Genomic DNA, 26,100 nt, shown 5'->3' on the forward strand with positions numbered 1-26,100 from the left:
GATCACCATCGAAATAGAGCCGGTCTTGACAGCACAGCCACCGGCCTAACTGAACGGCTTTGCCACTAGGCCTGGACCTTCGACTCGAGCTTGACCGGAAGGTCGACCTGGACGAGGCCGTCGACGATCCCGACCGGGTAGGTCCGCAGGCCCGGAAGCGACGGATTCCAGGTCGGGCGACCGGTTCGCACGTCGAACTCCCACTGGTGCCATGGGCATGTGACGACCGGGCTCGTCGGGTCGGCCTCGACAGCGGACATGAGGCTGTCGCACGTCAAACGCGGGCGCACCACGCCGTTGGCCAGCGAGGCCATCTGGTGCGTGCACGTCATGCGCAGGGCGTGCACCTCGTCGCCCCAGCGGATGACTCCCACCGGGAGTCCGGGTACGTCGACGACACGGATCCGGCCGTGCTCGAGCTCATCGAAGGAACACACCTCCACCCACATGCGCCGGTCAGCTCCTCAGGCCCTGAGTGCTTCGTGTTGGTGTGCACCGACCGACCACCGGTAGAACACGGCGGAATTGTCGAAGAAGAGACCCGGCCACCACGACTCGGGGAAGCGGGTCGAGATGAAGTCGGGGTTGTCGAAGTCCCAGTGTGGATAGTCGGTCGCGAAGCACAGGATGTTCTCGAAGCCCCCGAAGGAGTCGAGCAGCTCGATCAGCTGCCCGCGTTGCGGAGTCAGTTCGAGCGGTTGGGTCGATAGCCTGACGTGCTCACGGAAGTACTCGCTCGGCAGCTTCTTCACCCACGGGCTCTCCTTCTTCAGCGCCGCGTACTGGGCATCCAGCTCCCACAGGAGCCACGGCGCCCATGCCACCCCGGCCTCCACGAGCAACAACCGCAGCCCCGGGAACTTCTCGAAGGCGCCGTTGACGATGAAGCTGCTGAGGTGCGTCTGGATGGGATGCATGTTCGTGCTGTGCTGCTCGAACCGACTGCCCATGATTCCTGCGGCGTTCGCCTGGCCACCGGTGACGAGGTTCTCCGCGCCGATGTGGATCGCGATGGTCAGATCCAGCTCGGCCGCTGCCTCGTAGATGGGGTGGTAGACAGGATGCCCGAACGGCTTGCCCATCCCGTTCACGACCAGGAGCGCCTCGACGATCCGGGGGTGCGCGCCGACCCGGCGGATCTCGGCCGCGGCCTCCTCCGGCTCCTGGGTCGACACCAGCATGGCCCCGTAGAGGCGTGGATCATCCCGGCTCAGCCACCGCTCGATGGACCAGTCGTTCGCGGCCCGGAGCACCGCGGTCGCCATCCGGCCGTTGAAGATGCCCTGTTGTTGTCCGATGTCGAAGGACAGCACGACGGCAGCCATGCGGTAGGGATCCAGCAGCTGGCTGCGAAACATCTCGTAGTCCGAACCGGGGACCTGCCCGGTGGGCGACCACGCATCCATGCGGAAGGCCGTGCTCTTCGGAATGTTGAAGGCGCCCCCACCCGGCGACATCGGCATCAGCCGGCCACCCGGGAGGTCCATGAAATCGCGCCATTTCCGCGGGAGGTACTCGAGCAGCTCGGCGTCGGTCGCCCACCGGTGGTGAACGTCCACATCGATACGCGGACCGTCGTACATACGGATCACCGACATTCGTCGTTCAGGGGAGGCGGAACATCTTCCGGGCGTTCGCGTTCATGATGGCGTGGCGCCAGCCGGCCGGCAGGCAGTCCACGACATCCTGAGGATGGTTGGCATCCCAGGATGGGTAGCCACTGGCGTAGGTGATCATCTCGCCCAGCCACGGGATCGTCTGCAACGCCCGGACCTGGGGCGGCGGAATCGTGGACCCGGGGATGGCATACGTCGTGACCAGGAGGTGGGACCTGAGGTACTCGCTGGGCAGCCGCTTGAGCCACGGCGAGTCGATACCGCCCTGCGCCTTGTAGTCGTTGTCGAAACGCCACAGGAAGCTGGGCAGCCAGGTGACACCCGCGCCGACGACCATCACCCGGAGATTCGGGATGTCCTCCAACACACCCATGCCGACCAGGCTGGTCAGATGTCCCATGACGGACTGGGCCCGCAGGGCGTAGAGCTCGGCGAAGGTGTTGGGGATGCCGCCGCCCGTCGGGTGGCTCAGGACGTTGGGCTGCCACTCGCTACCGACGTGGATGAGGACGGGCAGGTCCAGCTCGGCCGCCGTGCGATAGATGTCGTGGTAGACGGGGTGGCCGAACGGCTTGCCCAGGCCGTTGGCTCCCATCGCGACTCCGACGAACGTGTCGTCGCCGGAGTTGCGCCGGATCTCGGCCACCGCCTCGGTGGGCAGGTGCGTCGGGATGACCATGACCTTCCGGACGCGATCGTCGCCGAGCGCGGCCACCTGATCGCTGAGAAACCGGTTCGACGCCCTGCTGACCTCCAGCGACAGCGTGGGCTGTGATCCCACCGACGCCATGAGTCCCTGGTCGGGACATGCGATGACGCTCGACACCTGCGGAGCGGACAGGACGTCCGCGGCGAGGTCGGCGTCCGGAATCCGCCAGCCGCGTTCCTCGTGCAGCGGTGCGGCCAGCCGCTCACCTTCGGGATTCTCCAGCTGCCGGTCCGGGACGACCCGCCGGTAGGGACGTCCCGCGACCGGCGTCAGGTATTCGCGCCATCCGCTCGGGAGGTAGGAGATGATGTCTTGCGGGGCTTTCCAGCCCAGGAAGACACAGGAGTCCACCAGCCCCGACAGCTCACCGACCGGCTCGTCGTGACCCGTGGTTCCGGGATCCGCCACCATCATGGAGTGACGTCCTTCGGCTGTCCCGGATCCGTGTCGGGATAGATCAACGTCACCTTGCGCGTGATGCCTCCGTTCTGGAGCAGCCGATTGATCATCGGTTCGACGACGGACCGGGGACTCAAGCAGTCCGCGCACACCCCGGCGCCGGCGATGATCCGCATTTCGAGCGTCCCCGGCCCCTCGGTGACGTGTGCCGAGTAGCCATCGGCCTCGAGTGCGGACGTGATGGGGCTCAAGAGTTCGGCAATCGGCGTCTGCATCTATCCGTCCCTTGTCGTTGCGGTGGTCGCCGGGCTACGTCTGATCGAGGGCGTCCCAGAAGGCCAGCGCCTGCCTGGCGCAGTCATCGGGAGCCAACGTGAATATTCCCTTCGCATGCCCGGACACGACTCCCAGGTGACCCTTCGGCAGCAACGACGACACCTCGCGCTGCTCGGCCACCCGATCCGGGTTGCGATCGCCCACCAGGATCAGGATGGGGACGGGAAGCGTCGTGATCGGCTCGTCCAGGAAGTGGTCCGAGCCTTCGATGATCGCGGCCGCGACGTCGGGCGGCGTCTTGGCCATCTGCTCCCCGTACCAGTCGACCAGCTCAGCCGGTGCGGTGACCGGGTCCAGTCGCTGTCCGATCGTGTCCAGGTGCCACTTTCGGACGCCTGCACTCATGATGAAGTCCCGCTCCGGCTCCTTGTGCGACTCGGGAACCGGCCGCAGCGGCGTGTCGCACAGCACGATGCTCGCCAGCCGGCCCGGCGCCATCTGCGCCAGGGTGCATCCGATCATCCCGCCGGACGCCTCGCCGACGAAGTGCACCCGCTCCAGGCCGAGGTGATCCATCAGAGCCAAGGCATCCCGCGCCCCTTCCCGATAGTCATGCACGTAGCCGGGCGGCGGCTTGTAGGAATCGCCCTGGCCGCGCCAATCGGGGCGATAGACCCGATACTTGCGCGCAATCCACGGGATCCACGGATCCCAGAAAAGCGCATTGCGCGACATGCCATGGCTCAACAGGACCGGCGTGGCGGTCTGCCATGGCCACAGGAAATCGTCGACGTAGCACCGGAGCTCGACGCCTTCTTCCACTGGGACACACAGCGAGTGTTCGATCTGAGTCTCCTATCATCGAGCCTGGTCGTACTGTAGAGAGAACCTGGTTCTGAGGATAGCACGGTTGCGCCCCTTGGTCAACGAAACTGCGATGCTCGAAGTGACATATCGAGTTCAGGTACGGCATGCCAGATGACGCGGAATCGACCCCGCGGTCAGGCGTTTCTCTCGCGGTCTCGACGGGCTGACGGACAGGGTGATTCTGACGGATCAGAGATTTCCACTTCTCGGTGGATGGCGCTGCAAAGGGGCCGACTCGGGACTACATCAATCGGTCGGAGGAAACCGAAACCGGCAGTGGCAGGACCTCGCGGGCCTCGTCCGGAACATTGCTCGACGGTCCGGCGATGGCTTCCGGGGAGAGATACGATGCCTCCAGCAGCGCGGCCGTATAGGGATGTGACGGATCGGCGAGGACGCTGGCCGTATCACCCTGCTCCACAACCCGTCCCTGATACATCACGATCGTCCGCTGGCACAGGTGACGCACGAGCGACAGGTCGTGAGCGATGAAGAGATAGGTGAGTCCCAGCCGGTCCTGAAGGTCGAGCAGCAGGTTGACGATCTGAGCACGCACGGAGACGTCGAGTGCGGACGTCGCCTCGTCGAGGACGATCAACTCCGGATCGGACTGCAGCGCGCGTGCGATCGCAACTCGCTGTCGTTGGCCGCCGCTGAGCTGATGGGGAAACCGGCGGGTCAGGCTGGCCGGTAGACCGACCAACTCCAACAGCTCCGCGGCTCGGCCCTCCCGTTCCGGCTTGCTGTGTCGTCCCTCGATGAACGACTGCTCCATCACGATCTGCCAGACACGCATACGCGGATCGAGCGAGCTGTACGGATTCTGGAACACCGCCGTCACTGCGCGGCGGTAGCCGAGCACGCCCGCGCGGTTGAGGTCGGTGAGGTCGGTGCCGCGGTAGCGGACCGTTCCGCTCGTGGGCCGTTCGATACCCAGAAGGAGCCGGCTCAGCGTGGTCTTTCCCGACCCGCTCTCCCCGACGATCCCGAGCGCCTCGCCGGGCAGCACACTCACCGTGACGTCGTCCAGCGCGTTCACGACGACGTGGCGGTCCGCGTAGACCTTGGAGACATGGTTGGCGGACACGATGTCGATCGTCTCGTTGCCCTTCATGAGGCCATCTCCCCCGGCTTCCAACATGCCACCGTGCCAGACAGGTTCTCTATCACCGGTGGGACCTCGAAGCGGCAGCGGTCGTCCGCCAGCGGACAACGAGGCGCGAACTGGCAGGCATCTGTCGTGCTGCGAGCAGAGGCAGCAGTTCCCGGAACGGCGAACAGCCGGCTGCGGGGGGCAGCCGTGGCCGGGATCGCCTTCACCAGAGCGTGCGTGTACGGGTGCTGCGGCGAGCTCATCAGGTCTCTCGTGGCGCCCGACTCCACGACCCGGCCGGCGTAGAGGACGACGAGTTGTTGGCACAGTGCTCGGGCCACCAGCAGGTCGTGGGTCACAAACAGAAGCGACAGCTGGCGTTCCTGCATCGTGGTGTGGAAGACCCGCAGGATCGCCAACTGGGTCGTGACATCGAGGGCCGAGGTCGGCTCGTCTGCGATGATGAGCCGCGGCTCGCGAGCCAGCGCGGTCGCGATGGCGACCCGCTGTTTCAGCCCGCCCGACATCTCGTGCGGGTAGGAGCCCAGTCGGCTCGCCGACTGCGGCATGCCCAAGGACTCGAGCAGCTCGGCGATGGCCGCCTTCCGTCGATTCTTGGGAACGGCCGAGGTGAGGGTCTCATCGATGTGCCGGCCAATCGTGCATAAGGGATCCAGGGCCGTCATCGGGTCCTGGGGCACGTATCCAATCGCCTTGTGGAGAACCTCTCGCATTCGATTTCGGGTGGCTGAGACCAGGCTCTCGCCCTCGAAGAGGACATCGCCTCCGGTGATCTCCCCGATGTTCGCGTCGATCAGCCGCATGATGCTCAACGCAATGGTCGACTTCCCGCTCCCGGACTCGCCGACGAGGGCGACGGCAGCGCCCCGCGGTACCTCGAAGTCGACGCCACGAACGGCGGCCATGCGGCTGGCGCCGTGACCGTAGGCGACAGCGAGCTGCTTGACCTTCAGCACGCGGGCTCCTATCGCTTCTTGGTGGGGTCGGCCTGATTGCGCAGCCAGTCCCCCATCAGGTTGGCTGCCAACACCGTCAAGCTGAGGACCAGCCCGGGGAACAGCGGGATCCACCACGCGTCCTGCAGGTACTGACGTCCGTCCGAGAGCATTCCGCCCCACGACGGTGCCGGCGGCGGCACCCCCAGCCCCAGGAAGCTGAGCGAGCCCTCTGCGACGATCGCGAGTCCGAGCTGCAGGGTGGAGAGCACCAGTAGCGTGCTGACGATGTTCGGGACGAGGTGCCTGCGGATCACCCACCAGGAGCGAGCTCCCATCACCACGGACATCGTCACGAAGTCGTGAGATCGCAGCAGGAGCACTTCGCTGCGTAGCACCCGCGCGTAGTTCGCCCACCCGGTCAACGCCAAGATGATCACGACGTTCTGCGCACTCGGACCGAAGACCCCGACGATGACCAGCGCCACCAGCAGGACCGGAAACGCCAGCGCGGCATCGGTGATCCGCATGAGCAGGGAATCGACCCAGCCGCCGAGGTAGCCGGAAAGGACGGCGAACGCCAGCCCCACGAGGCCGGATATCAGGACCACAGCCACCCCGACCAGCAACGACGTGCGCGCTCCGCCGATCAGGCGGCTCAGGATGTCCCGCCCCAGGTCGTCGGTGCCGAGAGGGAAGGTCCAGGTGCCGCCGGCGAACACCGGTGGCCGGAGACTGCTCGCAAGGTCGACCTGATCGGGATCGTGCGGAGCCAGCAGGGAGGCGAAGGCGCCCGCGACGATGAAGACGAACAGAATGGCGCCGGAGAACAAGGGGAGCCGACGCATCCTGCTCAGCGGCCGGAAGGCCGGTGACGGCGGAGGTTCCAACACGGTGGTCGTCATCGCAGCGCACCCCTCGACGATCCGCCCGATACCCGTACGCGCGGATCGAGCCAGCCATAGGAGAGATCGACAAGGAGGTTGAGGACGACGAAGGTCAGGGCGAAGACGAGCACCGTGCCCTGCACGACGTTGAAGTCCCGCGAATACGTCGCCTGGATGGCCAGCTGACCCATCCCCGGCCAGGCGAAGAGTGTCTCCACGATCACGGTGCCGGCCAGCAGATGTCCTAGTTGGATGCCGGAGAGCGTGACGACCGGGAGCGACGCGTTGCGCAGCACGTGACGCATGAAGACGAACCCGCTCACGCCCTTGCTCCGCTCGAAGAGCGTGTGATCGGACCTCAGTACGTCGAGCGCGGCCGACCGGGAGAGACGGGCGATCACGGCGACCGGGTAGGCGCCGAGCGCGATGGTGGGAAGTATCAGCTGGCTGGGGCTGCCAGCACCGAACGCCGGGAGCCAACCCAACAGCACCGAGAGTACCCAGATCAGGACCATCCCCAGCCAGAAGGATGGCACGGACTGCCCGACGAGTGCGGTGAAGCGACTCACGTAGTCGAGCACGGAACTCGGTCGCAGGGCGGAGACGATCCCCAACGGCACGCCCACCACGACGGCGAGCAGAAATGCACTCATGGCCAAGAGCAGGGTGTTGGGAAAGGCGCCTTCAATCAGGTCTCGCACCGGTGCTCGATACACGAACGAGGCCCCGAGGTCCCCCGTCAGCAGATCGCCGAGGTAGCGCAGGTACTGGACGATGAGCGGATCGTTCAGGCCGAGGTTCTGCCGAATGTCGGCGATGTCCTGCTCGGATGCGTTCTGGGGCGCGAGAAGCTGGGCCGGGTCACCGCTCAGCCGGGCCAGCAGAAATACCGCCGAGACCACGAGCAACAAGATGACTGCTGCCTGAAAGAGTCGGCCGACCAAATAGCGTGCGGTGATCGCCGACCGCGACCGTGGTGTGGACCGGGAGGAGGACATGGCCCTACACCCCGTCCCGGGGCCCCGGAGGGCCGTGCTTGCTCGCCGCGAAAGTCATCGTTGACCACGACCTTTCGTTTCACTCAAGACTTGTCAATGGCACGTACGACGGCCTGCGTGAAATCGGACAAACTTGCCGAGCCACCCTGGTCGTAGGTGACGTTCTGACCGTCGGCGAGCACCGTCCGGACGGCCGTCTGGACAGCTCGCGCGGCATCGAACTCGCCGATGTGCTCGAGTAGCAACGCGCCAGAAAGAATGAGTCCAGTCGGGTTTACCTTGTCCAGCCCCGCATACTTCGGAGCACTTCCGTGGCCAGCCTCGAAAACGGCGGTTCCACGATCGTCGAGGTTGACTCCGGGAATGAGTCCGACCCCACCGACGAGTCCGGAGCACAGCCCGGTGAGAATTCCTCCGTAGAAGTTCTGGCACAGCAACATCTGGTACCGCTGCGGGTGCATGCACAGATGCATGCACACGACGTCCATGGCCTCATCGGTGACGGTGAGACCGGGATGCCGAGACGCCACATCCATGACTTCCGAGACGAACAGCCCGTCGGTGGAGCGGTTCGTCGGAGCTTGGTGCGGGATCGTTATCTGGCTGATTCCCTGCGCGGCGGCATACGTGAAGGCGAATTCGGCGAGCCGATGCGCGGCCAACCGGGTGACGACTTTCAGGGCCACTCCGGCATCCGGCCCGACGTGTTGCGAAACCCCACGGCCCAGATCCTCGGTCACATCGCGCACCACCAGGACATCGGTTCCGGTGAAGTCCGCCGCTCCGCCGCCGAACGACGTGGCCCGGCGCATGTTGCACCACAGGCCCATACGCTCGCGAATCTCCGTGTTCGGGCTCGAGTACCCGCTGTCGGGAACCGTCATGGGGCCCTTGAGACCAACCCGGGTTCTGGCCAGCGACTCGACGACGCGGTCGGGAACGGCGCGACCGGTTCGTCGGAACGCCTCAGCCCCAGCGTCGACAACCTCCCAATCGATCCCGTTCACGACGTGGTCGATGACCGATCGCGCGGCCGACGCCACCTCCGGGCCGACTCCATCGCCTGGGATGAGAGTAACTGCTGGCATCCACTACCTACCCTTGTCCGGCCGCATGAGCAGGCAGTCCCGGCTGAAGTCATCGCGGACCGCACCCATGACGGTGATCCGCCTCATTGCGGGATGTGGCATTCGTACATTGCCTCCCCTAACCGGGGAGCGTGCTCTGCAGCCAGAATCCACCGGGTCATCGTCGTGGCCTCGTGACCGCTGCAAGCCGGTCGCAAGGTCGCGTTCTGCAGACAGACAGCTGTTCTTTCCAGACGATACAGTTTGACGCTGGGACGGTCAATACCCCTAGGCCTGCGGGACTGCAGATATGCCACGTTGATCAATAACGAGCACCACCGGAAGGAACAACCTCAGAAGACGAGGTCCTGCCCGCTCAACTCGCGGGTGAGTCGTACCAAACGCTCACCAAGTCTCGGCAAATCTTGAGCCGGCAAGTCGGCCGCATAACCGATGACGCATAGAATAGCCGTGACCTGAGAATTTCCGCGAATCACAGCTGCCGCTACGGCGTTAGTGTCGGGGCTGTACTCCCCCACACTGGTGGCGTAGCCCCTTCTCCGAATCTGGGCCAATGCCTGCAGGAGATCCTCATCGCGGCCCTGTGCGACCATGCCGAGCCGGCGGGCCGTTTCCAACGCCTCCGACTCTTCCCGGTACGCCAGTGCAAGTCTTCCCATCGCGGGACCAGACAGCGGGATGACACGCCCGATGGCTTGCGTGGCGACCTTATCGCGATGCGGCACGACGCGGTCGACAACAACGATTCCTCGATCGTCCGCGAGTACCTGGCCGACAATGCACGTCACATCGACGTCATTGACGAGGGCATTGACCCGATCAAGGATTACCGCACGACCGGAGAACTGCCGACGACTACCTGCACCCCATTCCACCAATAACGGACCGAGTCGGTAGACCGCGTGTCGCGTATCCTTACTCAGAACCTGAAATGACGTCAGAGTATTTAGAATGTTGAAGCACGTACTCTTGTTGATCGAGAGCGCGGTGGCCACTTCGGAGACTCCAGCACCGTCTCCGACAGCCATGATGTAGTTGATGATTCGGACCGCCGACGAGACCGCAGGAACAAGCGACTTGGGTCGGTCCGACTGGGGGGCCGATCCATCAACGCTCGCGGTCATCCCTGTCCTATGTCTGTCGGGGTACAGAACTATAGCAGAGGCTGGTGCCGAGCGTTCCCCTGGCAGGCGACGCCCCGGGCACCAGCCCAAGTCTACAGATCGAGGACCAGATCGGTGAGCCCACGAGACACGCAGATCATCATCGTGTGGCTCATGGTCTGCTCTTCGATTGTGAGCACCGAGTCCCGATGCTCGGGCGCGCCGCCAAGTACTCCGGTCTCACAGGTTCCACAGATCCCTTCCTCGCACGAGGACGGCACGTCGACACCCGCTTCCCGAAGAGCCTCCATAATAGACGTGCCGGGCGGCACCTCGACGGAGATTCCGGATCGCTCGAGTCGGACGTGGAACGCAGCCGTTTTGGTCGGTGCGACCTCCTTGGGCGAGAACCGTTCGACGTGCAGTGAGCCCGATGGCCACTGGGCGCAGAGTTGCTCCGTCGCGCGCAGCAGACCCTCGGGCCCACAGCAGTAGACCTTCGTGTCAGGCTGCGGCGCCCCGACCAAGGACGGGAGATCCAACAGGCCGCACTGGTCCTCAGGCCAGAGTGTGACATTGTCCGGGTAGGCGGCAACGAGCGAGTCTGCGAACACCATTGAATCGCGGGAGCGACCACCGTAGTGCAGGCTCCAGTCGGCGCCGGCCGCTTGTGCGGCAGCGACCATCGGAGAGATCGGCGTGATACCTATACCGCCGGCCAAGAATATGTACCGAGGCGATTTCACGAGTTCGAAATGATTGCGCGGACCCCGTAGTCGGACCTTGGCCCCGGGTACCAGCGAGTCATGGATGAGGATCGACCCGCCGCGCCCGTCCGCGACGCGCAGCACGCCGAGTTTCCACACACATCGGTCGTTCGGCGAGCCGGCAAGCGAGTACTGCCGGACCACGTCGTCACCGAGGACCACGTCGACATGCGCCCCCGGGGTCCACGCCGGAAGCTCGGCTCCCTGCGCGTCCCGGAGCTCGAGCTGCACGGCGTCACGAGCCACGCGACGCTTGGCGGTGACCACGAGATCCAGCTCGTGCTCTCCGGGGGCAAGCGATGCGACCATCACACTGTCACCTCCAACGCCCTCCGATGGTCGGGGTGAGCCACGTCGATGAGTGCTCGACGGCGCCTGCTCCAGCTCATCCCGGCGAGCGCCGCCACACCGTGCTCGGTGACCACATGGGACACGAGCGTTCCCGTCAGGTGCACGACGTCGACCCGCGGCACGATCCTGCTGCGCCCGCGCGAATCGGTGGACTCGATCGCGATGATCGATCGTCCCCCATACATGCCGCCGACCGCGAAGTCAGGAAGACCACCGGGTCCGCGCCGGTCCCCTGGGCCTCGCGTCGCCCCCACCTGACCGGTGAGGTCGACCGCGGAAGCTCCGTTGATGGCCACGAAGTTCCCCAGTGAACCGAGATGCAGCGGGTCGTGCGCGTGCCGGGAATCGACGAGCAGGACAGCCTCGCTGCCGTCGAGCCAGGTGTAGAACGCCGGAGATCCGATGGCGACAGCGCCGATCACCGGCCGGCCGCCACCGCACGCGAGCGGCAGGCTCGCCACTCCATCAGCCACCAGTTGCTGGGTCCAGTCGCTGATCATGCCGGAGTGAACCGACAATCTGAGGCCGGCCTCCGCCATCGCCGCCGGTACCAGGGCCAGCGCCCTTCCGACACCCAGCTCGATGGCAGAACCGTCGGCGACAAGCGACGCAACATGCTTGGCGATGGCACGACCGACCTCTTCACCGACGGCGGATGCGTACGGATGGGGTGGCCGATCGGCGTGCCGCACCAGGTCACAGCGGTGCAACGGCAGCAGCGGCTCGGCGGCGACGTCGGGTAGCCCCGCGTTGATCTCCACCGCCCGGAAACGGGCGCGATCGAAGGCCACCGGGACGACGTCGACGCACGTCCCCGCCGATATCGACGCCGGCTCGCGCAGCGAGCCCGAGAACAGGACGCCATCGATGCGCAGCGACCCGTCATCGATCGCCTGGGCCAACTGTCGCATCGACAGGGGCAGCGACTCGACGAGGTCACCCGGGCTCGATCCGGGTGCTGCGACCGGGAGCAGAACCCGATGGCCTGCCTCCGCCGCGGCTCCGATGTTCATCTCGGACCCGGTGGTGACCTGGACGAACTCGAGGCGCTTCCCCGTCTCGGCGGCATGGTCGAGCAACTCTGCGACGAGCGCGCTCGGCTCACCCGCACCGGTGCCGATCAGTATTCGATCACCGTCTCGGACGATGTCGTCGAACGAGGTCGGGGCGCTCATCGGTGCGCCTTGCTCCACGTCACGGCCGCACACATCCTACCGTGACGGAAGGCTGACGACGGCCCAACCCTTGGCCGTCTCCTCGCCACGTTGGTTCTCGGCCCACACCCGCAGCCGGACCCGGCCACGCCCGTCGGCCTCCGGCTCCAGCACATTCTCGACCTCCGCCTGGCATCGCGTCAGATCACCCACCAGGTTGAACCGCCGGATCTCGCAATAGAGCTCCTCCAGGAACCCCTCGCTCCCGATCCAGTTTGTCAAGGTGGTGGCGATCCAGGAGATCCTCTCGGGCCCGTAATCGTAGGCCTGCGGTACGCCGACACCACGCGCCAACGCGTTGTCCCAATGAACCGCCTCCGGCGGTTCCGGCACACCGAAGTCATTCAGAATCATTCCTGCTGGGTGCTGTTTCAAGAAGTCGAACCAGTAGCCGTGCGCGTGGATGAAAAGGCCTCCGAAGGCCTGCTCGAAGGCCACGGCGATCGTCGGCGTGTAGGGCCCCCGGACCGTCGCCGGCAGCCGCTCACCGACTTCGACATCCTGCCAGTACAGCAGGTCGGCACCCCGGATGAATTCGTTGGCGTATTCGTCGGCGATCGCCGCGATGTCGGCGGGCGAGTACGAGGGAGGATCGGTCTGCTGATACTTCTTCTTCTTCCGCGCCGTGTCTCGCTCCACCCGCATGCCCCAGCCGCGAACCTCCGCGAAAGGCGAACTCTCGCCCTCCGCCGTGAAAGTGGTGAGGCTGACCTGCCGGAACATCCGTCCCGCGAAGCGCCCCTGCAGCTCGATCAGGTCCTCGAACCGCGTCTCGTGTGATACCTGCTTCCCCACCGAGACCGGTCGATGCCATTTCCAGTGCGATCCGCCGAACATCGAGTGGACACCAGGCAACCCACCCCGGTAGCCGATCGACAGGCGGCTGAACGCGTACGGCAGGCACGGCGGAGCGATCAATCCGCCGTAGCGACTCCGTGTCGCGGCCGCCTCGTCGAAGTACAGGGGATTCCGGTCCCCGGTGGCGAGCGCCCACCGCCGAACGGCGTCCCGGCTGGTCTCCGTCAAATAGGGCACTTCAGATATCTTGATGACCTGACCGATTTTTTGCCGGAGCCGATCGAGTTCTCCGTCGGTAATCTTCGCGCTTTCTTGAACCGTCATACCAGTCCTATTCATTGGCTGTTGTCGCGCGCGGACCAGCGATGACGCCGGCCGCGCTCAGCGCGTCGATCCTCTCATCGTCCCAACCGAGGAGGTCCCGGCAGATCTCCCTCGTATGCTCTCCGAGCAGTGGGGACGGACGGATCTCGGGCCGTCCTTGATCGGTGTACACGATCGGGATACGCACGACGGGAACGTCGCCCGCCGTTGGATGCCGCATCATCCCGATGGCATCGCGTTCTTTCAGTTGGGCCTGATCCAACGCCTCGACCACATCGAGGATCGGGGCGTGCGGGACGTCAGCCTCTTCGAGGAGCTGCACCCATTCGGCTCGGGTCCTTCCCCGGAGGATCGGGTCGAGGATCCCCAGCAGCTCTTCCCGGTTGTCCCGCCGATCCCCTGTCGCGGCGAATCTCGGATCCGTGATGAGATCGGCCCGTTCGATCGCTTCACAGAAGCTGCGCCAGAACGATCCCATGTGCAGGGCCAGCGCGAGGTGACCGTCGGCCACATCGAAGACACCGTAGGGAACGATGGTGTGGTGCGAGTTGCCGACCCGGCCGGGGCTCTCCCCCTGCATCAGCGCCAACTGGCCGAGGTAGCCCAACAGGCTGATCAGACCCTCGAGCAAGCTGATATCGATGTGTTGCGGCGAAGCGTCGGTCTGACGACGGTTCAGGGCTGCCAGGATGGCAATGGCCCCCCACAGACCGCCGCCCAGATCCCCCATCGGGAGCCCCAGTTTCATGGGCGGACCGGCGGCATCTCCGGTGATACTCATGACACCACTGCGGGCCTGGGTAACGAGGTCGAACGAGGGCTGAGCGTGCATTAGCCCGGTTGCGCCGAAACCACTGATCGAGCAGAGGATGATCTTCGGGTTCGACCTCTTCAGCTCCGCGAACCCCATCCCCAGCCGATCCATCACCCCCGGCCGGAAGTTCTCGATGACGACATCGGACTTGCTCGCCAGCTCGAGCACGAGAGCCCTTCCGCTCTCGCTCTTCAGGTCGATGACCATGCTGCGCTTGTTGCGGTTCACGGCGAGGAAGTAATGACTGACATCGCCCGGGTAGAACGGCGGCAGACTACGGACATGATCGCCGACATCGTGTTCCTCGATTTTGATCACGTCCGCGCCCAGATCGCCGAGGACGCACGTGGCGAACGGTCCGGCGAGGACGCGGGTCAGATCGAGCACCCGCACGCCCTCGAGGGGCAATGGGCCAACAGGCACTGTCGGGACCTGGGTCATCCACGCCTCCGTGCGTTCTCCATATAGACCATCGTTCCATCTACGATACTTTCATGAGTCACTGGTGTCAACGTCGCCACAGCCGTCGAGAGGGCTAGTGAGTCCGATATCACCGCTGCGCAGAGTTCCCCCGGCGACGCGTCATATCAGCGGGCCGATTCGTTGCTCGGGACTCGAATGTGGTCGGGCAGCCGGTAGAGCCTCGATGCGTTGCCGTACATGACAGACGACCGAATCGAGGCCGGTAGCCGCGCCGCGACGAAGGACGGGTCGTCGAAGTCCCAATGCGGATAGTCCGACGAGAACATGAGGGTCTCGCCCGCACTCATCCAGTCCAGGTACAGATGCAGGTCAGCCGCCCTGGCCGGTTCCTCGATGGGCTGGGTGGTCACGCGAACATTCGAGGCGAGGTAGTCCCGAGCCGGGCGTTGCAGGCGAGGCAACTCCGCAGGGAAGGTCCGGTAGATTCCCTGTAGTCGGTCGACAACCGGCCCCACCCAGCTCACGCCGCCCTCCACGAGTACCAGCGTCAGATCCGGATACCGATCGAATACACCCTCGGCAATGAAGCTGACCAGGTGCGGCATGTACACGAACGAGTAGAGGGGATGGATCTCCGAGTAGTAGCTCCCGAACCCCATTGGCGTCAGGTTCGCCATGCCCGGCGTGCGCGCGATGTGCAGCGCTATCGGAAGACCGTGCCGGGCGGCAGCATCATGCAGCTTGCGGTAGCGCGGGTCGCCCAGCGGCGGGTTAATGAGGTAGGGGTCGAGCAGAACCTGGACGAACCCCTCATGACCGGCCCATTTCTCGATCTCGGCAACCGCAAGGTCCGTATCGGTGGCAGACACGCAGATCGACCCGCGGAACCGCCCGTGCTGGTTGTAGCGCCCCAGCCAGGTCTCCGCGAGCCAGGCGTTGCGCGCCGCCCGCAGTCCGGCATCGTGGCGAGGGTCGGCCGTGCCGGGCGTGCCGACGGGGAGAAGTACGGCGATGTCGACACCGGCGTCGACGAACAACTGCTTCTCGAGCAACGCGGGATCGGTGCCCGGAGCTCCGCCTCCCGTCGGCACGCTGTCCTCCCGCATACCTGCCAACGGGTTGGGGGTGGCGTAGATGCCGCTCAGCCCCATCGTCAGGTGATCGAGCCACGGACCCCGGAACTGGTCGGGCATGAACTCCCGGACCTCGTCCGGGCTGGGCACCACGTGCACATCGCAATCCACGATCGTCACGGGCCGGACCGACTCGGCCCCCGTCGTGCCGCCGTCTCGCGCCGCGTCCACGGCCGCATTTCCTTCGATCCCCGAACCAGTGATCATTGCTGCCCTCGCTCATCACTACGCCCGTAGCGGGCCCCGGTCACGCGTACGTCGGATAGCCGTGCACGCTCTCCATGAGCTCGGCGAACTCCTTGTCGACGACGGTGGGGTCGGGCGTCCGGGACCCCCCGTCGACTTCCCTCATCCATGCGACGAGTGCATCGTTGAGGGGCGTGGGCACCCCCACTCGGTCGCCCACCTGTGCGACATACCCGTTGATCTCGTCGATCTCGCTGCGCCGGCCGGTCATCACGTCCTGCCACATGGAGGGCATGGCGGTCGGATAGCGCAGGTAGTACTCCCGAAAGCTCGCCTCGATCCGCCGCCGGGTCGGGCTGCCGATGGGCTCGAGGAAGTCGTCGGTGCTGTATCCGAGGAGATAGTCGGCATCCACCTGCACGTCAGCGGCACCGGCCACCCTGATCCCCTCCGCACCGACCGCGACGGCGAGCGCGAGCGCGACGGGGCGCTCGGCAAAGGCGGCCATGCTGAGACTCGTCACACCGGAGATCGCATTGATCATGGTGTTGAGAATCAGCTTCGACCAGAGCTGCCCCCAGATGTTCTCCACGACCGTGACCTCGACGCTGCGGGACAGGTCTTGCCGCAACCGGCGAAGTCGATCACTCATCCGGCCGTCCAGCTCGCCGATGATGAGCTCACCGCTCCGCGACGTCGAGCGGGTGTGCCCCGGGGCGACCACGCTCCCACCGAAGACGCACACGGCGCCGATCGTGCGCTCCGGCCCGAGAATGTCGCTGATCGTTTCCTCGTTCAGGCCGTTCTGCAGCGACACGACGGGGACGCCGGGTGGCAGCACCGCCGCCAGCATGGCGCACGCCTGCCTGGTCTCGATGGACTTGACGGCCAGCAGCACCGCAGATGGCACTGCGACGTCGTCGCCGAGTTCGTCCCAGGTCAACGCGGGCGTTCGGACGTGGATGTCACCACCCGGAAAACTGACGCGGAGTCCGCCCTCGTTGATCGCGCGAACGTGATCGGCCCACCGGTCGACGATGAGGACGTCCCTGCGCAGCGCCAACGGGCCACCGATCGAACACCCGATGCCACCTGCCCCTACCAACCAGTAGTCCATCAGCGACTCCTCCTTCGTTCGGAGCACGATTCTCCTGCCGCCGACTCACCGAGCCGATACCAGTCACGTGCGTTCGCGCCAAGAATCGCGTCGCGAGTGGCGCCGTCGGAATTGGTCAGAAGCCCGGAGACGAACGGTGACAAGCTCGGGTAGTGGGAGGCGAACAGGAGGAGCCGGGCGGCATCGGATACGTCGCACCACCGGTCCACCTGAACGTTCTCCAAATTCTCGAAGCCGGTGGTCGTGAAGCGGACCTGTCGCGTCACGTAGAACGACGGTGGCTCGGTCAGCCACGGGGTCTCCCAGCGGCAGCCCCGCCAGTCCTTGTCGAATCGCCACATGATCGGCGCCAGAACTTCGAAGCCGCCGTCCGCGAAGACGACCCGCAACGCGGGCAGGTTCGCCAGTACCCCTTCGGCGAGCAGACTGATCAGGTGATACATGAAGGAAAGGGGATACTGGGTCGCGTACTCGACGAAATTGCGCGGGTACCCGGCCATCGTCGGCCACAACTCGATGCCCGTGCCGGCATCGGCAACGATGGCCACGGGCAGGCCGCGCTCGGCCGCCGCCTCCCAGATCGGGTAGTACATGCGCTGCCCGTAGGGGTGGTGCGACTGGACGGGCACGGCCACCTGGACCATCCGCGGATGGTCACACCATCGATCGATCTCCTTGATCGCGGCACCCGGGTCCTGCGGATTGATCCGGATGGAGCCGAGCAGCTGTGCGTCGCCTGCCCCCTCCTCAGTTGCGAGAACCATCTCCTGCCAACGGTTGGTCGCGGCACAGATCTCGGTGGCCAGGTCGTTGTCCGGGAGCAGGCCGCGGGTCCGGGGCAGCAGGATCGCCAGATCGGCCCCGCCGTCCTCGAGGACATGACGTCTCAGCAGTCCGAGATCCGAACCGGGCTGCGTCCGCCCATCGGGCGCGCTGTCGGTCCGGAACTCCCCGCTCGACGGCGGATAGAACTGTCGGGTCGGACCCGGGAAGAAGCTTCGGCTGCGGAAGGGCTCCGCCATGTACTCCCGCAGAGCCTGCGCATCCGGCAGGGCCGGGTGCACTGCGGTATCGATGATCCGTCCGGCTACGGCCACGCTACAACTCCAGGGTGATCCATCCATCGACAACGGACACGCGGTGGCGCCGAAGACGTCGCACCGGCTTGCTCAGGCTCTCTCCGGTCGACAGGTCGAACTCCCACCCGTGCCAGGGGCACGCGAGGATGTCTCCCTCCCGCACCCACGCCCGCTGGTAAGGTCCCGCCGGCCGCGTCGTCGCAGTGACCCTCCCCAGGCAGATCGGGGCTCCCTCGTGCGGACAGCGATTGACGAAGGCGACGAACTCGCGGCCCGTGTTGTAGACCCCGATCCCCCACCGACCCTGCGGCACGATCCGCCATGACCCGGGCGGGAGATCCTCCTGCCGGCACACCGTCACGAGATCGGCGCCAGACACTCAGTTTTCCGCGCCAGGAAGGCCGGCGCCCGCGTCGATCGGCCTCGCCGCGATGAAGTTGCCGGGCAGTTGGGCCTCGAGAAGCTGCAGTCCCGCGGGGCCGGCCTTCCGCTCCGGGAGCGCGGTGCCGGGCGCAACGAAGTTGCAGGACATCTCGGGGAGCACCTCCCCGTCCATGTGCAACTCACCGCGCAGGACGATCTGGAAGCGGCCACCACCACCGGCGACGTCGGGGAACAGGACCGAGTCCGGTCCGGCCGAGACCTCGAAGACGTGCAGTCCGTCGTCGTGCAGATCGATCATGTTCCGAACCCGGACGGTCGCAGGTTCTGCCTCGGGCCCGAGGATTGCCGTTGCGACCACGTTGCGGCCGGGCTTGCGCTCCCGCTTGTCGTTGGCACCGGGCATCCACTGCGCCCCCAGATCGGCGGCGCTGCGGAAGTTGAAGAACTTGAGACTGTCGCGAACCACGATCGGCCCGTACGGGGAGAAGCTGTCGGTGTAGTGGACCGAGACCGGGTCCATGTCGTGCGCACCGATCGTCGCCCCGCCGTCGACCGCAATCTGGAACTGGTCCACCCGATGGAAGTGCGGCTTGATCACATATCCCGGGGTCCGGATGTCCACCAGGAATCCTTGGGGGCCTCGCTGCTGAACATTGCTGTTTCCGAAGTACTCGTGGATGTACACCTCCTCATCGGCCTTGGGCCGACGGATAACGGTGTCGGAGGGTGTACGAACCTCGACCGCCACGCTCATGAGATCTCTCCGCTTCTGTCCATCAGGCATTAAAATGATTTCCAGCGCCACCTCGGGTGCCCGACGAGATCGGCATCCAGCATCGCGCTGTCTTCGATCGACGTGCTTCTAGCCGCGTGCTCGACCTGGGAGGTCGGCGAAGACCCGACCGTCCTCGATCGTCACCGGATAGGTCCGCATCCGCCGCTTCGGATCGACGGCGCACTCCCCGGTCCGGAGATCGAATTTCCAGGTGTGCCACGGGCAGGAGATCGTCGGGGTCGAGGCATCGACACTCACCTCGCCGACCTCGTCGCGGCTGCGCAGCTGCGCCTGAACCTGTCCACCGTCGATCAGGGACCGGGCCTGGTGCGGACATATCCCTCTGGAGGCGAAGACCTCGTCGCCCCACCGAACCAGCATCACATTTCCACCGGCCACCTTCACCCCGGTCGGGACTCCGTGACTGAGCTCGTCGAGCACTCCGATCTCGTGCAGCATCAGCCCACTCCCGTCGAGACCACCTGCGCGGCACGGCGGCGAAGCCTCAGGAACTCCTCCGCACCGCTGAACCCCAAGATATCGCAGGAATTCCGGAAGAAGACCTTCTCATGCCATTCGACGGGTATCAGCCGCGACACGTACAATGGCTCGTCGAACGAGATGTGGGGGTAGTCGGTCGAGAAGCACAACATGTCCTCGACACCCTCGATCGTGGCCAGCAGCCTGGTCAGGCTGGTGCGGTCGTCGGCAGCCTCTTCGAACGGTTGCGTACTCAGTTTGACGTGGTCGTGGATGTACTCGCTGGGCCAGCGCCGAACCCAGGGCGATTCGACGCGCAACTGGTCGTAGTTCTGATCCAGACGCCAGATCAGGCTGGGAAGCCAACTGATCCCGTACTCGTTGAACAAGAACTTCAACGTCGGATACTTCTCGAAGACACCGTGCACGATGAGGCTCGAGATGTAGTGCATGCTTGCCTGGCCGGTGAGTGGCACGAACTCGATCGGCGTCGCCTTCGTCCCGCCCACCGCCCGAATCTGGTGAGTGCTGGGTCGATCAGTATTTGCCGGGTGGACGACGATCGGGAGGCCGCACTCCGCCGCAGCCTCGTAGATCGGGTGATAGAGCGGATCTCCGAGGGGTCGTCCCAGCGTGTTGCCGGCCATGAGGACACCGACCATGCCGGGGTGATCGGCCACCCGCCGCACCTCCGCCGCCGCCTCGACGGGCGTGGCGGAGGGTACGACGATCACCGTAGTCAGCCGCTCGTCACCGAGGTTCAGCCAGGTGTCGATGCTCCAGTCGTTGACGGCACGACACAACGCCTGAGCGAAGTAGGGATTGAGCTGCGTCGGGTACTCGCCCACGTCGTGGGTCAACACGCAGCGGAAGTAGCCGTAGCGATCAAGGAGCTGCTCGCGCAGCAATTCGTAGTCGGACCCGGGTTTGAAGCCATCTGCCGGATAGGAGTCGGCAAGCTTGCCACCGTTGCCGATCAGGCTGCCGGGAAACGCGCGCGCTGGCATCAGGGGAACGGTGCTACGTCCGTTGGCCTGCACGTAGGACTGCCACTCGGGAGGCAGGTACTGGGCCAGCGACGAGTCACCTCGGAACTGGTTGTGAACATCCGTATCGACAATCGGTCCTTCATAGTTCGCCACGGCCATGTCCTCCTTCGCCTCGAGCTACCTTTCGACGCACATCGACCTCGGCCGGCTCCCTACCTCGGACTCGCCACGCTGACCTCGGCAATACTCGACCGGCTGACGCCGGCACTCCGTGCCGGTCGTGCGATGCCGGGCCACCGGAAGAACTCCATGGCATTGCGTCCCATGACGTTGCGCTGCCAGTCGGACGGCAACCGGGCCGATATGGCGGCCGGCTCCTCCCACCCACGATTCGGATAACCACTCGCGTACATCAGGATCTCGTCCATGCCGGACATCGTCTGGAGTGCGTCCTTGAACCGATCGGTGTCCGGGGGCGCCTCCATGGAAACCGTCGCCACTCGGAAATGATCACGGAAGTACTCACTCGGGAGCCGCGTGAGCCACGTCGCCTCCTGCGAATCGATCTTGTACCAGTAGTCGAGCTTGGCGAGGAAGCCCAGTACCCAGCTGACACCACCGCCGACCAACAGCACCTTGAGGTCGGGGAAGAGGTCGAAGACGCCTTGGGTGATCATGCTTGCCACGTGACTCATCAACGGCTGCCATGACAGCGCGTCGTACTCGGCGTAGGTCACGGGCATCCCGCCTGCCACCGGCGACGTCAGGACGCTGCCGGCATTCTCACCGGAGGCCTGGATGACAACCGGGAGCGCCATCTCCACGGCAGCCTGGTAGATCGGGTGATAGACGGGATGGCCGAACGGCTTGGAGAACCCGCTCGATCCGAGTGCGACGCCGACGATGTGATCGTTCGCGCCTATTCGCCGGATCTCCGCCGCAGCCTCGTCCGGCAGCGCGGAGGCAACCATTGCCAAGCCGTGGAGTCGCTCGTCCCGGCCGAGCCATTGATCGATCGTCCAGTCGTTCGCCGCCCTTGCGGCAACCCGCGCCACGTAGTGGTTCGCGTAGGCCGTGCTCAGCAGCCCGTCGTCGAAGCACAGCACGGCCCGGTTCCGCCGACCATCCGCCAGAACCTGATCGACCATGAATTCGAGGTCGGATCCGGGCGGCCCCTGTACCGGGTACGCATTCACATCCTTCGCCCCGAAGGGGTCCACATAGAGCGGGTTGGTGCGCACCTCCGCCGGCGGCCCGACACCGGTCGGCTTGAGGAGCAGCTCCCGCCATCCCGCACTCAGATACGGCGCCAAATCATGTGTCGACGTCCATTCATGATAGACACATGCATCCACCACGACATCGCTGGACGGCATTTCCTGCCTCCTCGTCGATCTTGCTCGCGAACGCGCATCTACCCGCACCGGAGAAACCGCAGGCTCACATTGACGCCAAGCGTTCCCGCCAGGAGAACGCTGTTTCCAATTATAGGTAGGTCTTTAGCACGGGTCAAGTTCCTCCACGGTGCCGGGGCACCATTATCCCCTCCGCTCAGACCGCACGCAGCGATCCCCACGGACCGAAGTAGGGATTGCCGGCCTGGAGCTTGAAGTCCTGCACCTTCGGGCCGACGCCGACCAACGTTGGGTAGGAGAGCACCGGGAATATCGGAAGCTCGTCATAGAGCTTTCGACTGTATTCGAGTGCAACCTGCTCTGCCTTGGTCGGGTCCGGGGCCGATGAGTCCAGGCGATCGATCAGTGCATCCCAGGACGGATCCTTGACGCCGGTGTTGTACGCCGAACTGTAGAGACTGTTGTGAGGCACATAATACGGCGTGTAGTACCAGCTCGAAGGCCAACCGCCGAGCCGCGCACCGGTCACCTTGTGGGCGCGGTGGTCCGCGACGATCACAGCGTTGTCCAACGGCTGATAGGTGGCGTTGACGCCGATCGCCTGCCAGTAGCTCACCATCGCCTGACACAGCCGCTGGACATTTGACAGCGTGTTGTCCACGGAGGCGGACCTGAAGACGAACGAGAAGTTGGGATGACCGGCTTCGGCCAGCAACTGCTTGGCCTTCGCCGGATCATAGGGATAGGCCTGCAGCGTCGGATCGTTGCCGAAGGTGATCGGCAAGGTGGCATTGGCCACGACCCCCGCGAACCCCTGATACAGGGAATTCACCATGCTCGGCCGGTCCAGCGCGTACACCAGCGCCTGCCGAACACGCTTGTCCAAGAGCGGCGACGGTCGGTCCGGGAAGTAGGTGTCCTCGAACTGCACCATGCCGAACGAGGTGTCGTCCTTGCGGAGTACACGCACGTCCTTCGAGCTCTCCAATTGCTTGACCGAGGCCGCGTTCAACCCATGCGCCAGGTCGAGCTGACCACTCAGCAGGCCCGCCACCCGGGTCGTGACATCAGGTACGATGCGTAGGACGAAGGTCTTGAAGTTTGGCATACGAGACGGGTCAAAAAATCCATCGAATCGTTCGAACGTCACGCTGTCGTGGATCTTCTGGGATACGAATTTGAACGCACCGGCTCCGATCGGCTGCTTCCGGAATGCCTCATCGCCGACCTTGTTGTAGTAGTCGGTGGGAATTGGATCAGGCATCTCGTCGAGCAGGTTCGGATAGGCCGCCTTGAGTTTGACCTGAACCTTCCCGTCACCGAGGTCCGTCGTGCCGACGTATTTGTCCCGCAGCTGGGAGAAGAACGAGAAGTCGTTCTTCCCGGTCACCCGGTCGAAGGCGGTCTTCACATCTCGCGCCGAGAACACGGAGCCGTCCTGCATCTTGACGTCGGGCCGCAGGGTGAACGTCCAGGTCAGGCCGTCAGTGCTGGTCTCCCATTTCGAGGCAAGATTCGCCGTGAGCTTGCCGTCGTCGTCCCGCCGGACCAGCGACTCCGAGAGTGCCCAGAGGATCGGGCGCATATTGGAATTGTTCAGGATGAGGTGCGGATCGACCAGCTCGTCCTGCAGCGTCCCGATACCCGCAACGAGCGTGTCCGTGGACGATGTCGCCGATCCACTGCTGCCAGCGGCAGGTGAGCTGCCGGTCGAACACGCTGCCAGCATTCCCGTGGTCGCTAGGCCCCCCGCCGCGACCAGCAGGCTACGTCTCGAGAGCGTGCGCGAAGTCAGCCATTCGGACGGCCGAAGCTCGTTCATCCGGGTCCCCTTAACCATCATCATTGGTGGGATTCGGTTCACTTGATGGTCGCCGCAGTTCTTGGGGTTCACCCGGGGAGCGATGCAGCACGGACGGCACAGCGGGGACAACGATGGCAGGACTGCCCCCGCGCCGTCGGCAACGTGCCATCGCCGGCGTACTGGTCGTCGCCTGCGCACGTGTCGTCGCCGACAGCCAAGCCCAACCAGGCCCTCGCCATCGTACTGTCAAGAGAACGCGGTTCCGAGGATAGCACGGGGCTCTAGGCTGGTCAACGAATTCCCACGCCTCCCCAGGAGGCTGCGCGGGCACGAACTGGCCAACCGCAAGTGCTCCGTCGGGAGCCGTCGATGGCGATGTTCGATGGCGATGTAAGGGTACCCACGTATTGACGCCACGGGAGGGTCGAGCAGCTCCGGATCGCATCCCGACGCCCGCCGGCAAATGCCACGTCACGTGGTCGAAGCAATGACAGTGCCAATCACCAGCGTCCCCGCATGTTCGGTAGACGGAACGTCAGCACCGTCGCCGTCACCATCAGGATTGCCATCGAGAAGAACACCCACGAGTTCGTCGCGGCCGGGTGCAGGCTCGCCGACGTGACCGCTGTCGCGATCGACACCGAAAGAATCGAGCCCACCTGGCGGAAAAGGATCCGCAGGCCGGTGAGCGACGCAGTGTGGTCGGGAGCGAGGTGCATACCGGCATTGTTGGCGGCCGGCCCAGCCAGTCCCATGCCGAGGCCCAGCACACACGAGGACAGCAGGAGCCACAGCTCCGGCCCGAAGCCGGTCGGCTCCAGGCCGGTCATCAGGAGCCCGCCTGCGATGCCGAGGAACCCGACCAACAGCAGAGGCCGAAAGCCTGTCCGGCGCAGAAGTGCAACGGACAGGGTCGAAGTGGCGATCATCCCGACGGCCCGTCCGGTGAGCAGTCCGCCGGCGGCCAGTGGGGCGATGCCGAAACGAACCTGTGCGTAGTTCGGGATCAGGGCCGAGAACCCGAGCGCGGCAGCACCGAACAGCACGTTGATGGCGTTCATCGATCGAAGGCCACGGGCGGTGATCAGCCCGACCGGTACGACGGGGTTGGGATGCTTGCTCGCTCGACGAAAGAACGCCCACCCACACCCGCCCGCCAGGAGCGCGGGCACCGCGACGGCGACGATGCCCATCGCCCGGCCGTCAAGGGCGTCGATCTGCGTGATGGCCGCCATGGCGCCCAACAGGGTCACCATGAGCTGCCCGACGCCGATGAGATCGATCGGCCGCGGGTGCAGCGGGGGCAGCTCGCCGATGAAGGCGAGGACCGCGCCGATCACCACGATCCCGATCGGGATGTTGATCAAGAAGATGCCACGCCACGAGTAGACCGAGAGGATGACCCCGCCTGCGATCGGCCCCACGATGGCGCCGATCGGAAAGATGCTGGTGAACAGGGCAATGCCGCGGTCTCGGTCACGCCCGAACGCCACGGCGACGATGGCCGTCGCCGCCGGCATGAGGGTGCCGCCGGCAACGCCCTGGACGAACCTGCAGACGACGAGTTGCTCGAGGTTCACGGTGACGGCGCAGAGCAACGAGGCCACGGTGAACCCGATGATGGCGACGAGGAAGACGAGGCGGGGGCCTCGGCGCTGGGTGATCCCGCCGGTCACCGGCAGTGCCAGGATCTGACCGACCGAGTAGATCGTGATCGTCCAGCTCGCCCAGCTCAAATCGGCCTGCAGGTCGGCCTGAAGGGATGGCAGGGCCGTAGCGACAGAAGTCTGGTCGACCGAAACCATGAGGAGAGCCACGCCGACGACGGTCAGCACCACCCACCGGTGGCGCGACGGAGTTTGCTCCCCCGCCGCGATCATGCCAGGTACTCCGACGTGGTTGATCCACGTCCAGAAGTGGTCTTCACGGCGCGCAGATGCTGGCCTTGGCGGCTGACGGCCCACCGGGCCCGCGCGCGACAGTGCGGCTCCCGGCGATGAATTGGCAGGCCGCCAACATGAGGCGCGTGCCCTCGGCTCACACGCCAACAACGTCCATCATCGGTGCGGCATGACAGGATCAGTCCGACCAGATTCACCCTGCCCTGTCCTGCGT

25 protein-coding genes are annotated in these 26,100 nt (G+C 65.1%); all 25 read right to left on the reverse strand.

What is annotated here, in order from left to right:
• Positions 1 to 65: 65 nt before the first annotated feature.
• A complete protein-coding gene (locus ACFPFQ_RS42400; RefSeq protein WP_379628935.1) occupies positions 66 to 449 on the reverse strand; it encodes a Rieske (2Fe-2S) protein in 384 nt (127 codons plus the stop codon).
• Positions 450 to 464: 15 nt separating this feature from the next.
• The gene (locus tag ACFPFQ_RS42405) at positions 465 to 1,559 is read right to left on the reverse strand and encodes an amidohydrolase family protein (protein ID WP_379628936.1); all 1,095 of its coding nucleotides are present in this window, start codon (positions 1,557 to 1,559) and stop codon (positions 465 to 467) included.
• A gap of 46 nt (positions 1,560 to 1,605) precedes the next feature.
• Positions 1,606 to 2,739 carry an amidohydrolase family protein gene (locus ACFPFQ_RS42410; RefSeq protein WP_379628937.1) on the reverse strand — a complete coding sequence of 378 codons (1,134 nt, stop codon included), beginning with the start codon at positions 2,737 to 2,739 and terminating at the stop codon, positions 1,606 to 1,608.
• Positions 2,736 to 2,999: a hypothetical protein gene (locus tag ACFPFQ_RS42415; RefSeq protein WP_379628938.1), complete on the reverse strand. Its 264-nt coding sequence runs from the start codon at positions 2,997 to 2,999 to the stop codon at positions 2,736 to 2,738. The genes ACFPFQ_RS42410 and ACFPFQ_RS42415 overlap by 4 nt, the downstream gene beginning before the upstream one ends.
• A 34-nt stretch (positions 3,000 to 3,033) precedes the next feature.
• A complete protein-coding gene (locus ACFPFQ_RS42420) occupies positions 3,034 to 3,822 on the reverse strand; it encodes an alpha/beta fold hydrolase (RefSeq protein ID WP_379628939.1) in 789 nt (262 codons plus the stop codon).
• Positions 3,823 to 4,108: 286 nt separating this feature from the next.
• On the reverse strand, positions 4,109 to 4,981 hold the full coding sequence (locus ACFPFQ_RS42425; protein ID WP_379628940.1) for an ATP-binding cassette domain-containing protein: 873 nt from the start codon (positions 4,979 to 4,981) through the stop codon (positions 4,109 to 4,111).
• Complete coding sequence (locus tag ACFPFQ_RS42430) at positions 4,978 to 5,937, reverse strand: ABC transporter ATP-binding protein (protein ID WP_379628941.1); 960 nt, start codon at positions 5,935 to 5,937, stop codon at positions 4,978 to 4,980. The genes ACFPFQ_RS42425 and ACFPFQ_RS42430 overlap by 4 nt, the downstream gene beginning before the upstream one ends.
• Positions 5,938 to 5,945: 8 nt before the next feature.
• Positions 5,946 to 6,821: an ABC transporter permease gene (locus ACFPFQ_RS42435; protein ID WP_379628942.1), complete on the reverse strand. Its 876-nt coding sequence runs from the start codon at positions 6,819 to 6,821 to the stop codon at positions 5,946 to 5,948.
• Entirely contained in the window at positions 6,818 to 7,801 is a 984-nt protein-coding gene (locus ACFPFQ_RS42440) for an ABC transporter permease (protein WP_379628943.1), read from the reverse strand. The genes ACFPFQ_RS42435 and ACFPFQ_RS42440 overlap by 4 nt, the downstream gene beginning before the upstream one ends.
• A gap of 83 nt (positions 7,802 to 7,884) precedes the next feature.
• Positions 7,885 to 8,889 carry an isocitrate/isopropylmalate family dehydrogenase gene (locus ACFPFQ_RS42445; RefSeq protein WP_379628944.1) on the reverse strand — a complete coding sequence of 335 codons (1,005 nt, stop codon included), beginning with the start codon at positions 8,887 to 8,889 and terminating at the stop codon, positions 7,885 to 7,887.
• A gap of 332 nt (positions 8,890 to 9,221) precedes the next feature.
• Positions 9,222 to 10,013, reverse strand: a complete 792-nt coding sequence (locus ACFPFQ_RS42450; protein WP_379628945.1) for an IclR family transcriptional regulator — start codon at positions 10,011 to 10,013, stop codon at positions 9,222 to 9,224.
• 92 nt (positions 10,014 to 10,105) lie between these two features.
• A complete protein-coding gene (locus ACFPFQ_RS42455) occupies positions 10,106 to 11,068 on the reverse strand; it encodes a PDR/VanB family oxidoreductase (protein ID WP_379628997.1) in 963 nt (320 codons plus the stop codon).
• Positions 11,068 to 12,285, reverse strand: coding sequence for an acetyl-CoA hydrolase/transferase C-terminal domain-containing protein (locus tag ACFPFQ_RS42460; protein ID WP_379628946.1), 1,218 nt, complete (start codon positions 12,283 to 12,285; stop codon positions 11,068 to 11,070). The genes ACFPFQ_RS42455 and ACFPFQ_RS42460 overlap by 1 nt, the downstream gene beginning before the upstream one ends.
• A gap of 36 nt (positions 12,286 to 12,321) precedes the next feature.
• Entirely contained in the window at positions 12,322 to 13,446 is a 1,125-nt protein-coding gene (locus ACFPFQ_RS42465) for an FAS1-like dehydratase domain-containing protein (RefSeq protein WP_379628947.1), read from the reverse strand.
• A gap of 7 nt (positions 13,447 to 13,453) precedes the next feature.
• Complete coding sequence (locus ACFPFQ_RS42470; protein WP_379628948.1) at positions 13,454 to 14,701, reverse strand: CaiB/BaiF CoA transferase family protein; 1,248 nt, start codon at positions 14,699 to 14,701, stop codon at positions 13,454 to 13,456.
• 146 nt (positions 14,702 to 14,847) lie between these two features.
• Complete coding sequence (locus ACFPFQ_RS42475) at positions 14,848 to 16,023, reverse strand: amidohydrolase family protein (protein WP_379628949.1); 1,176 nt, start codon at positions 16,021 to 16,023, stop codon at positions 14,848 to 14,850.
• Between the two features lie 40 nt (positions 16,024 to 16,063).
• Positions 16,064 to 17,119 (reverse strand): ketopantoate reductase family protein, encoded by a 1,056-nt coding sequence (locus ACFPFQ_RS42480; protein WP_379628998.1) that lies wholly within the window; start codon positions 17,117 to 17,119, stop codon positions 16,064 to 16,066.
• Positions 17,119 to 18,216 (reverse strand): amidohydrolase family protein, encoded by a 1,098-nt coding sequence (locus tag ACFPFQ_RS42485; protein ID WP_379628950.1) that lies wholly within the window; start codon positions 18,214 to 18,216, stop codon positions 17,119 to 17,121. Before ACFPFQ_RS42485 ends, ACFPFQ_RS42480 begins: the two co-directional genes overlap by 1 nt.
• Position 18,217: 1 nt before the next feature.
• On the reverse strand, positions 18,218 to 18,577 hold the full coding sequence (locus ACFPFQ_RS42490) for a Rieske (2Fe-2S) protein (RefSeq protein ID WP_379628951.1): 360 nt from the start codon (positions 18,575 to 18,577) through the stop codon (positions 18,218 to 18,220).
• Positions 18,578 to 19,336: a hypothetical protein gene (locus tag ACFPFQ_RS42495; RefSeq protein ID WP_379628952.1), complete on the reverse strand. Its 759-nt coding sequence runs from the start codon at positions 19,334 to 19,336 to the stop codon at positions 18,578 to 18,580. It abuts the gene before it with no gap.
• A gap of 108 nt (positions 19,337 to 19,444) precedes the next feature.
• Positions 19,445 to 19,798 carry a Rieske (2Fe-2S) protein gene (locus ACFPFQ_RS42500; protein ID WP_379628953.1) on the reverse strand — a complete coding sequence of 118 codons (354 nt, stop codon included), beginning with the start codon at positions 19,796 to 19,798 and terminating at the stop codon, positions 19,445 to 19,447.
• 17 nt (positions 19,799 to 19,815) lie between these two features.
• The gene (locus ACFPFQ_RS42505; RefSeq protein ID WP_379628954.1) at positions 19,816 to 20,985 is read right to left on the reverse strand and encodes an amidohydrolase family protein; all 1,170 of its coding nucleotides are present in this window, start codon (positions 20,983 to 20,985) and stop codon (positions 19,816 to 19,818) included.
• A gap of 53 nt (positions 20,986 to 21,038) precedes the next feature.
• Positions 21,039 to 22,202 (reverse strand): amidohydrolase family protein, encoded by a 1,164-nt coding sequence (locus tag ACFPFQ_RS42510; protein WP_379628955.1) that lies wholly within the window; start codon positions 22,200 to 22,202, stop codon positions 21,039 to 21,041.
• A gap of 175 nt (positions 22,203 to 22,377) precedes the next feature.
• Entirely contained in the window at positions 22,378 to 24,003 is a 1,626-nt protein-coding gene (locus ACFPFQ_RS42515; protein WP_379628956.1) for an ABC transporter substrate-binding protein, read from the reverse strand.
• Positions 24,004 to 24,485: 482 nt separating this feature from the next.
• The gene (locus tag ACFPFQ_RS42520; RefSeq protein ID WP_379628957.1) at positions 24,486 to 25,949 is read right to left on the reverse strand and encodes an MFS transporter; all 1,464 of its coding nucleotides are present in this window, start codon (positions 25,947 to 25,949) and stop codon (positions 24,486 to 24,488) included.
• Positions 25,950 to 26,100 lie beyond the last annotated feature (151 nt).

Source organism: Pseudonocardia sp. GCM10023141, from assembly GCF_042653605.1.